A 9,295-nucleotide genomic window follows, 5' to 3' on the forward strand; every position below is an offset into this window, starting at 1 on the left:
TATGCCATGATATCAATGTTCTGACCAATACCGGTCATAGCTGCCACATCAGCAGCCCCCATTGCATCCAGCATGTCATCCATCATTTCCGTCTGGGTATCCATGGCCATTTTCATTACGGCTGTGTCCAGCTGCATCGCATCCTGTTGCTGATGCATATCCACTGACAAAGCAGCAATGCTCATTATATCCATAGGATTCACTCCCCTTTCTTGTATATACGCCAATTCACTGCAGCAGCCACTGAGGTTAATACAGTACAAACTATGAGCATGATGTCAGCTCCTCCTCGCACCAATGCTTCAGCAACATTCAATACTGTAAGAACGCCAAACATAATGGCCGCCTTTCTGTAGAACGCCGGCGTCTTGCCTTCATCTCTGTAGGCTTTGAAAATCAGGAAAAAGACCACCAGGGAAGCCACAAGAATAATAATTGACAAATAAACTGGATCCATTAACGGGAACCTCCAAACAACACAAAAATAATATTGAAATTATATCACAAAATATATCGTCATTTCCAGCTAAAAAATTCACACCAATAATATCATTTCAATTTTTTCATCAATTCCTGGGCCTGCTGGTTGTCCGGCTCCAGCATAAGTACCCGATTAATATCCGCCCTGGCCTGCTCCTTTAAGCCCATATTGCTGTACAAGGTTCCCCGATAGAGATAGGCCAAAGCATAATTGTCCGCCATTTCAATGGTTTTGGTAAAATCCGCTGCCGCAACATCATTTTCACCAAGATAGGCCTCTGCCACTGCCTTATTCAGCATAAACTGGGGCGTATGTCCTCCATCCAGCTCCACGGCCTTGTTGAACAGCTCCAGGGCCTGATCCGGCTGCTGCATTTCCAGCAGCAGACATCCCTTGTCATAATGAGCCACCGGGTCATTGGGTGCCAGCTCAATTATTTTCTCAAAATCCGGCAACGCCTTGTCAAATTCCCCCATATTACGATAAAACATGGCCCGGGACTTGTATCCCAGCTCATAATCAGGAGCCAGCTCAATGCACCTGCTGAAATCCCGCAGGGCCTCCTCGTAGCTTCCTATCCTGCGATTGGCCATCCCCCGGGCATTGTAGGCCAGCCCGTTATCAGGCTGCAGCTCCACAGCCTTGTTAAAATCTGCCATGGCCTCCTCAAACTGCTTTGCCTCCATGGACAAATACCCACGGTTGATATAGGCATTATAATTCTTGGGATCGGCCTTAATGGCATTATCAAAATCGCTGCGGGCTGCATTAAATTTGTGCTGCTCCACAAACAGCATACCGCGGTTCAGATACGCTGTTGCACACTTTGGATCCAGCTCCAGGGCCGCATTGTAATCCAAATTGGCCGCCGACAGGTCCGGAATTTTGGCATAAATCATCGCCCGATTAACATAGGCCATTGCTGTAGGCGATTTTTCCACGGCCAGGCTCATGGCCTTGACGGCTTCATTTTCCCGTCCGGTGTCAAAATACAGCTTACCCAGGATGGTAATCGCATCAATATAGTCCGGATTTAACTCCAGGGCCCGATTAAAGCTTTCCTCCGCCCCGGCAAAGTCATTTTCCATATACTGAAGGCTGCCCCGCACATAATAGACATCCGGAAGATTGGGCTCAAACTGCAGGGCCCGGTTTAAATCGGCCTCCGCCCCGGCCCTGTCCCCCAGCAAATATTTTGCCCGGGCCCGGCTGGTATATACCAGGGCCCAATCCCCATTGGTGGATAAAATATGGTCATAGGCGGCCAGGGCCTGTCCATAATCCCGCTTTTCCATAAAGGAATTGCCCAAATCATACACCTGGGCGTCACTTAATCCGGTAAAATCCTCTGCCGCCCATGTATGAACCGGCATCACAAACAAGGCAGCCGCCATCAGCGGTGCTGCCATTTTTTTTCCAAAATCTATATATCCCATATTTTCACCAAGCTCCTCATCGTAAAATAATCGCATTAAAAATAAGACCATCTAATTTTATCATCTTCTCCATCTCCCTACAATTAGAAGCGGATTAAAAGCCTTACAAAAATGGTGATTTTATCCGATGTTAAGGAAAAATTTGAACAACGATGTTATTTGACTATAATATTAGGTAGAATAAAAATTATCGAGGGGAAACGCCATGTTTTTAAATGATGTTAGTAAAAAAAGCCGCATAGCCATAGTATCTGCTGTGTTCCTGCTGAGCATGCTGGTGCTGACCTTGGTTATGAACGGCATTTGGCAACGACAAACCAGCCAGGAGCAAAGCCTGGCCCAGCTTAATCTCAACAACCGAATCAGCGAACTGAAGTATGGCATCAATGAATGCACCAGCATCACCGAGACCATGAACCTTATTTTACAGCAAAACCCGGAAGGTACCATGGGGGATTTTAACAACGTGGCCAAACGCATCATGAAGGACCAGAAAAATATTTACTGCCTCCAGCTGGCCCCCAACGGAACAGTCACTACTATTTATCCATTGGAGGGCAACGAAGGAGATCTGATTAATCTTTTTGAGGAAAAACATTATGGTGCCCTGGCAACCTACAGTAAAAACACCGGTACCTTGACGGTACAGGGCCCCTTTGAAACCCCGAACCGGGAAATGGCTATAGAAATCCGCGACCCTGTATATATTCGGAATACAGAAGGAATAAAGGAATTCTGGGGCTTTGCCATTGCTGTGGTAAAGGCATCAGACTCCTTCCAAATCGCCATTGATAACCTAAAAGCCTTTGGCTACGATTTTGCCTTATATAAGACCAATCCCTTTGATGATGAAATGCGGCTTATTACCAGCTCCCGGGAAACTATGATACAGCCTGTTGCCGCCGATTTTGATGTGGCAGGGGTCACCTGGCGGCTGGAAATTATGCCTGAAAGGGGCTGGCTGCAGCCCTCCATGCTCTATCCCTACGCCCTCTTTGGCCTGTTTTTGGTATTATTGCTGACCCTGCTTACCTACATGGTCATGCTGCTGGCTGAGGACAGAAAGCTGTTCAGCAATATTTCCCTAAAGGACATGCTTACCGGCTTACATAACGTCCGCTGCTTTGAGGAGGATATGGCTGCTCTGGTACGGTCCAACAGTCTCCACGGAATTTTCTTCATTGATGTAAATAAATTTAAGCACATAAATGATACATATGGCCACCGGGCCGGTGACGATGTACTGAAGGAGGTCGCCTTAAGAATTAAGGGTGCCTGTGATTTTAAGGTTTATCGGATAGGTGGGGACGAATTTGCCATATTGGTGGATAAGGACATTAAGCGCAGTGTATACGACACTATATGCAGCCGGCTGGCCAAGGCCTTCCTCCGCTCCATTGTCAGTGGTCCGCACAACATGATGGTAAGCGTCAGCATCGGTTATGCCTTTTATCCCGATGATGGTACCGATCCCCAGCAGCTCAGGGAAATTGCCGATCAGCGCATGTATGATATGAAGCAGGATTATCACGCCAATATGGATGAAATGTAGCTCCAAAATTAATTGTCAAACAATTCAAAATATTGTTGCAAAGTTATTTTGCCTGTATTATAATATAAGCAAATAAGGAGGTACTTGATGTTTGCACCGTCAGCGAATTGACATATTCCGGTTTTCTCAGCTGACGTTGATGCGCCGATAATTATCCATCTCACTTAGGTATCCGGTAGTAGATTGTGTTTGGTAGTAGATGTTAGTGACAGCGGATTGTGTGGTAACGTTAGTTCCCGAATATTAATCAATGCTTCGTTCCCGATTGGGATGTCCGACGACGTCAGGTACCTCTTTTCTATACCTTGAGAGATGTAGTAAGTGGTTGATGTGTGTGTGAATATAGTTTTGATGAGGAGCCGTCTGCAGAGATGGCTCCTTTGATGTTGTTTTTTGAAAGGAGACTTAATATGATTAAGCGATTATTTATCATTACCATAGCAGCATTTGCACTTCTTGGCAGCGTTCATGCCACGCTGCCAGCTACTACCCGGGCCCATGAGGTGCTGGTATACAGTGATGATACTACCATGCACTATCTTGAAACGGAAACCATACGTCAGGCCGAAGGCTCCTATTACGCCTGGGTGAAAATCGCAATAAAGAACAAAACCTTTGAAAATGCCCGTTACCGGTTTACCCCGGAGGCTGATGGCACTGTTACTGTATCCATGTGGACGGTTCTGCCTCCTGCAGTTGAGGACGTTGAGGATACCGCTGCGGCGACCATGCCGCCCAAGGAAAAGCCCACGGCCAAGACTCCTATGCCTGTCTACCCTGAGCCACTCACCATGGCCAATGTACGTCCCGGTGATCCCCAGGGCTGGGTTGAAATTGGTGCAGCCCATTATAGTAAGGCCCTGGAAAATTATTGGACCAGTACCCAATTCTACGGTAATCACCCGGAGCTGGCCAAGCCTGCAGCCACCTCCGGCACCACAACCAAATAACAGAACGAAAATAAGGGCAGCGATTTTCCGCTGCCCTTTCAGTTTACTCTTAAACTGCCTTTATAACGCCATTGTTCAAATTTTTCTTCTTTAGAAGAAAAATCTTCCAATTAGCGTTTCAACGAGCTGGGAGATATGCTCGCCAGCTGTTGTAGTTTGTTTTCCCCCACCTAAAGAGGTGGGGGACATCTTAAAGCTCGTTATATAAGTACCTTGGCCATGCCCCGCATCATCTCTCTTATATCAATTGGCTTGGACAGATGACCATCCATTCCCGCATTGAAGGCCTCCTTTTTATCCTCCGCAAAGGCATTGGCGGTCATGGCCAAAATCGGAATATTGGCCTTAAGCTTATCCGGCAATGCCCTAATAGCCTTGGTTGCCTCGTAGCCGTTCATGTTAGGCATTTGCACATCCATTAAAATCAAATCATAATAATTATCCTCAGCCCTTTGCAGCATGTCCACACATTCCTGACCATCCCTGGCATTTTCCACGATCATTCCCGCTGAAGACAAGATTTCTATGGCAATCTCGGCATTGATTTCATTATCCTCTGCCAACAAGACCCGTTTGCCCACAAACATGCCAGCATCCAGCTCAACATGACCGTCTACTATGTACCCTTCATCAGGCTTTTGACCAATACGGTGCGGCATATCCACAATAAAGGTGGTACCCACACCCTTTTTACTTCTTACCTCAATTTTCCCCCCCAGGAAATCCGTCAGGCGTTTTACAATAGACATCCCCAGGCCAGTGCCCTCTATTTTGTTGCTGGTGGTGTTGTTTTCCCGGGTAAAGGAATCAAAAATATGGGGCAGGAATTCCTCGCTCATTCCAATTCCCGTATCACGGATTGTACTTCTGTACCAGGCCCAGCCCGGTTTGTCATGGGGCAGCTCCTCCAGCTTCATATGCACTGAGCCCCCTGGCTTGGTGTACTTATAGCTGTTGGACAGAATATTCAGGAAAATATCCCGCAGCTTTCCCCCGTCCCCGTAAAAATATTGATGCTGAACATCCAATTCCTGGGTAAACCCAATATTTTTCTGATCCATCATCGGCTTCAGCACCGAATACAGGCCGTCATTAAACTGATCTACGTTCCACAGCGTCTCATCCAGCTTCAGCACGCCCTTCTCAATCCGGGCCATTTCCAATACATTGTTGATAATTGAAATCAGTACCTTGCAGGCATCATCCATTTTATTCAGATAATATTGCCGCTTTTCCGGGTCCTCCTGGTCACGCTCCAGCAATTCCCTAAACCCGGTAATGGCATTCATTGGCGTTCTGATATCATGGGACATGTTAAATAAAAAGGAGGTTTTAGCCTGATTGGCCGCTTCGGCCTCATACCGGGCCAGTTCGGCTTCTTCCTGAGCCTTCCGCAATTTTTCCTGCTTTTCCTGCTCCCCCCGAATAAGGTCTGTAATATCACGAAAACCGCATATTACCTTCCTTTTGTCCCCATCCTTATTCAGCCATAGATAGGTCCCCTGTACGTGCTGTATATGACCATCCTCATTTTTACATCTGTACCGGATACGGTACACATCCTTTTTCTTTAACTCAATGACAATATGGAAAACACGGCTCTCCCTGTACACCCGGTCCCGTTCTTCCTCTACCACGTGCTTGCTGACGTATTCCTTAAGGAAATTATCATAATTGTGGGCTCCCTTTTCATAGGACTTAATAAAGGTATCATTTATCATCCTGTCCCTGAGAAGCCATAATTGATTGTGGAATATGTCAATAATTCCCACCGTGAGAAATTCCTGGGAAAATACCTCATATATGGTCTTTTGCAGCTCCATATTTTTCTGAGGTGTTATATCTGTCAGAAGGCCTATAGCCTGCTTTGCCCGACCATCTGTCCCCAATATCCGTCTGGCTGCTGCCCGTACCCACACTATTGAACGACCCTTTTTGTACATACGAAATTCCACATCATGGACCGAATCGTCATGATCATTATTCTCCATCAAATCCATAAAGTGGCCTACAGGCTCCAGATCCTCAGCCACTATATGATTATAAAAGGTTTGCAGGGTCTGGGGAAATTCCTCATCATTTTCATAGCCTAATAATTTTTTGTAGGCGTCATTCCATGTAACCGACATACGCCGCCCGTGCTCATCGTATTCTATGCGAAACTTGGCTGTATCATAAATTGCCGAAACCGGTCCAAACCATCTTATATCGTTTTCCTGTTTTTCCGTGGCCTCCAACCGATGCATAACCTGCTCATAAAGCATGCGATTTTCCACTAATTCCGTAATATCAAAAATGGAGCCATGCATGATTATCGGTTGGCCGTTCTCATTCTTAACCACCTTGCCGGTGGCATTTACCATCATATAGCTGCCATCCTTCTTTTTCAGGCGAAATTCCGTGTCCAGGGAGGATAATTCCCCCTTGGCTGCAGCAATAGCCATCTCCAGCATTTTCTCCTTATCCTCGGGGTGAAGCAGCTTCAGCAGGGAGTCCAATGTATTAGGATAATCATCTGTATTGGTATAGCCCAGCATATGCCGTATTTCATCGGAAAATACAATTTTTTTCATGCGGGCATTTTCATCCAGTTCTTCATACCATGTTCCTGAACGCACTCTTATCTTATTACTTGAAACGTCTTTCATATTAAAACCCGCCTTATCTAAAAAAATCTAACTATGAATACGGCGTATTCAATGATTGCTCTATGTATATTTCTGCATAAAATACAAAAATCCTTTTATTTTACAAAATATAGTGGAGTTTTCACACTTTCACTGAATAAATTTAAATTTACATTATCCTATGTATCATAATGTATACAGTATTTTAAATTGATTGTAATTTACAACTTTATACTTTTCGTATATAATTTTGCTAGGAAATAGTATTGTCTTGCAGGTATTATTTCCTGGAGAATATATCCTTTCATAAGTATATTCTCCATAAACCCCTCTCTCGATTTGCTCTTCCCCAGAGCATTTCACCCATAGCCGCGACACTACTGCCCCTTCCGTGGAAACTGATATTTTTTTATGAAAAGTATCAGTTTGCTTTCAGCGAGGTATATTTGCCTTACCTTGTTATGGTGTCGACGGCTTTTTTTATTTGCTTTAAAAAAGCATTAATTTAATCCTTATATAAGGTTAAATTAGTGCTTTTTAAATGTTTTTTTAGTGTTTTTTAACAAACATTTTTACAGCAAATATTTTTGCAATATGCGGGACAGTATCTTAAGCTCAATTGGCTTGGAAACGTAGTCATTCATACCACATTTTTTAAAGTTTTCTATATCCTCGGCGAATGCGTCGGCACTCATGGCAATAATTGGTATGTTCAACGCATATTCCGTGGCCTGAGCCCTGATATTCCTGGTTGCCTCATAGCCGTCCATTATAGGCATTCTGGCATCCATGAATATCAAATCATAATACCCTTCTCCCTTTTCCTCGAATATATCCAGGGCTTCCCGTCCATTGGCCGCCTTATCCATGGTGGCCCCGGTCATTTCTAGTAGATTTTCGGCAATTTCCAAATTCAGAGCAATATCATCCACCAAAAGAATACGCTTGCCCTGCAATTGGATTTCGGAGAACTCCATGGGCCTTGAATTTTTAGTGCCGATACTGTCATCCTCCACAAACTCCAAATCAAGGCTTACCTTTATTTCCGTGCCCTCGTTGAGAGTACTCCTTACGCGAATAGTGCCTCCCATCAAATCTACTATAGCCTTGGTAATAGCCATTCCCAGGCCGGTTCCCTTAACCTCAGTCTCATGATCATCCTGCTCCCTGGTAAAGGGCTGGAACATTTTCTCCTGGAACTCCTTGGACATGCCAATACCATTGTCCACGAAGGTAAACTCATACAGACTTCTGTTGGCTGATAAAGGCACTTCATTTACACTAAAGCTGAGCTCACCTCCATCCGGTGTATATTTTATTGAATTACTCAAAATATTGACAAATATCTGCTGCATCCTAAGGGAATCGCTGAGCACATTCTCATGCTGCAGGTTATTGATAGTGGTCTTTAGCGTATGTCTGTGGGTCTTCAGCTGAGGGTCTACCATGGCCATAATACTGCCGATAATTTCCGGAATGTTGATATTGGATTTAGTCATACTTAAATTTCCGCTTTCGATCCGGCTCATATCCAATACCTCATTAATCAGGTTGAGCAGGTATTTACTGGAGGTGGAAATTTTCTGCAGGCACTCAGACAGCTTTTCCGGATTATCCTTATGGGATTCTGCTATCATTCCCATTCCCACTATGGCATTCATCGGTGTTCTTATATCATGGCTCATTCGGGATAGAAAATCGCTTTTTGCCCGGCTGGCTTCCTTGGCCTGAGCCACTGCCTTCTCCAGCTTTCTGTTTTGCGCCGCAAGGGTAGAAGCATTTAATTTCTTCTTTTCCTGAATAGCCGAAACTGCCATGGCAATTCCCTGGCTCAGCACACCAATATCCCCTGGGGCATTTTTCGGCAGCTCCACATCGTAATTTTCGTCCTTAATATTTCTGATAGCCTTGGTAAGAACCCTTATTGGCTGCATAATACGGCGGGTATAGTAGGATAGTAACAGTATTATCAATATTCCACATACTATAATAACGATTATATCCAACGCCACCAATTTGTAACGGTCCATATATATCTCGTCATAATCGTCACATAATACCAATTTTAAACCACATCTCAGGGTTGCAAAGGTTTGAACATAATCTCTTCCCTTGTAGTAGTAACGAATTACATCACTGTCAGAATTATTCTGAGACAGCAGCTCACTATTTTTTACCTCCTTCATTTCCTCGTCCCCATGAACATTACCCAAAATATAGTCATGGGCGTGATAATGTATTCTTCCATC

The 9,295-nt window shown here is 44.7% G+C and carries 7 protein-coding genes; 2 read left to right on the plus strand and 5 right to left on the minus strand.

The window, feature by feature from the left end:
* The 3 genes from Q0Y54_RS09410 to Q0Y54_RS09420 form a co-directional block, all read right to left on the minus strand.
* Window positions 1-194, minus strand: a 194-nt coding sequence (locus Q0Y54_RS09410) for a YjfB family protein (RefSeq protein ID WP_297966799.1), incomplete at its 3' end; no start/stop codon positions are given.
* A 5-nt stretch (window positions 195-199) separates the two neighbouring features.
* Window positions 200-457 carry a hypothetical protein gene (locus tag Q0Y54_RS09415; protein WP_297966802.1) on the minus strand — a complete coding sequence of 86 codons (258 nt, stop codon included), beginning with the start codon at window positions 455-457 and terminating at the stop codon, window positions 200-202.
* 92 nt (window positions 458-549) lie between these two features.
* Window positions 550-1,953 carry a tetratricopeptide repeat protein gene (locus tag Q0Y54_RS09420; RefSeq protein WP_297966805.1) on the minus strand — a complete coding sequence of 468 codons (1,404 nt, stop codon included), beginning with the start codon at window positions 1,951-1,953 and terminating at the stop codon, window positions 550-552.
* A 169-nt stretch (window positions 1,954-2,122) separates the two neighbouring features.
* On the opposite strand from Q0Y54_RS09420, the gene Q0Y54_RS09425 reads away from it, so the two are divergent.
* Both Q0Y54_RS09425 and Q0Y54_RS09430 read left to right on the plus strand, forming a co-directional pair.
* Window positions 2,123-3,469, plus strand: a complete 1,347-nt coding sequence (locus Q0Y54_RS09425; RefSeq protein WP_297966808.1) for a sensor domain-containing diguanylate cyclase — start codon at window positions 2,123-2,125, stop codon at window positions 3,467-3,469.
* Between the two features lie 410 nt (window positions 3,470-3,879).
* A complete protein-coding gene (locus Q0Y54_RS09430; protein WP_297966810.1) occupies window positions 3,880-4,419 on the plus strand; it encodes a hypothetical protein in 540 nt (179 codons plus the stop codon).
* A 200-nt stretch (window positions 4,420-4,619) separates the two neighbouring features.
* On the opposite strand, the gene Q0Y54_RS09435 is transcribed toward Q0Y54_RS09430, so the two are convergent.
* Window positions 4,620-7,067, minus strand: coding sequence for a PAS domain-containing protein (locus tag Q0Y54_RS09435; RefSeq protein ID WP_297966812.1), 2,448 nt, complete (start codon window positions 7,065-7,067; stop codon window positions 4,620-4,622).
* Window positions 7,068-7,618: 551 nt separating this feature from the next.
* Window positions 7,619-9,295 (minus strand): ATP-binding protein (locus Q0Y54_RS09440; protein ID WP_297966814.1); only part of this gene is annotated, 1,677 nt, incomplete at its 5' end.

It is taken from the genome of uncultured Anaerovibrio sp., assembly GCF_947302755.1.
Classification (GTDB): Bacteria; Bacillota; Negativicutes; order Selenomonadales; family Selenomonadaceae; genus Anaerovibrio.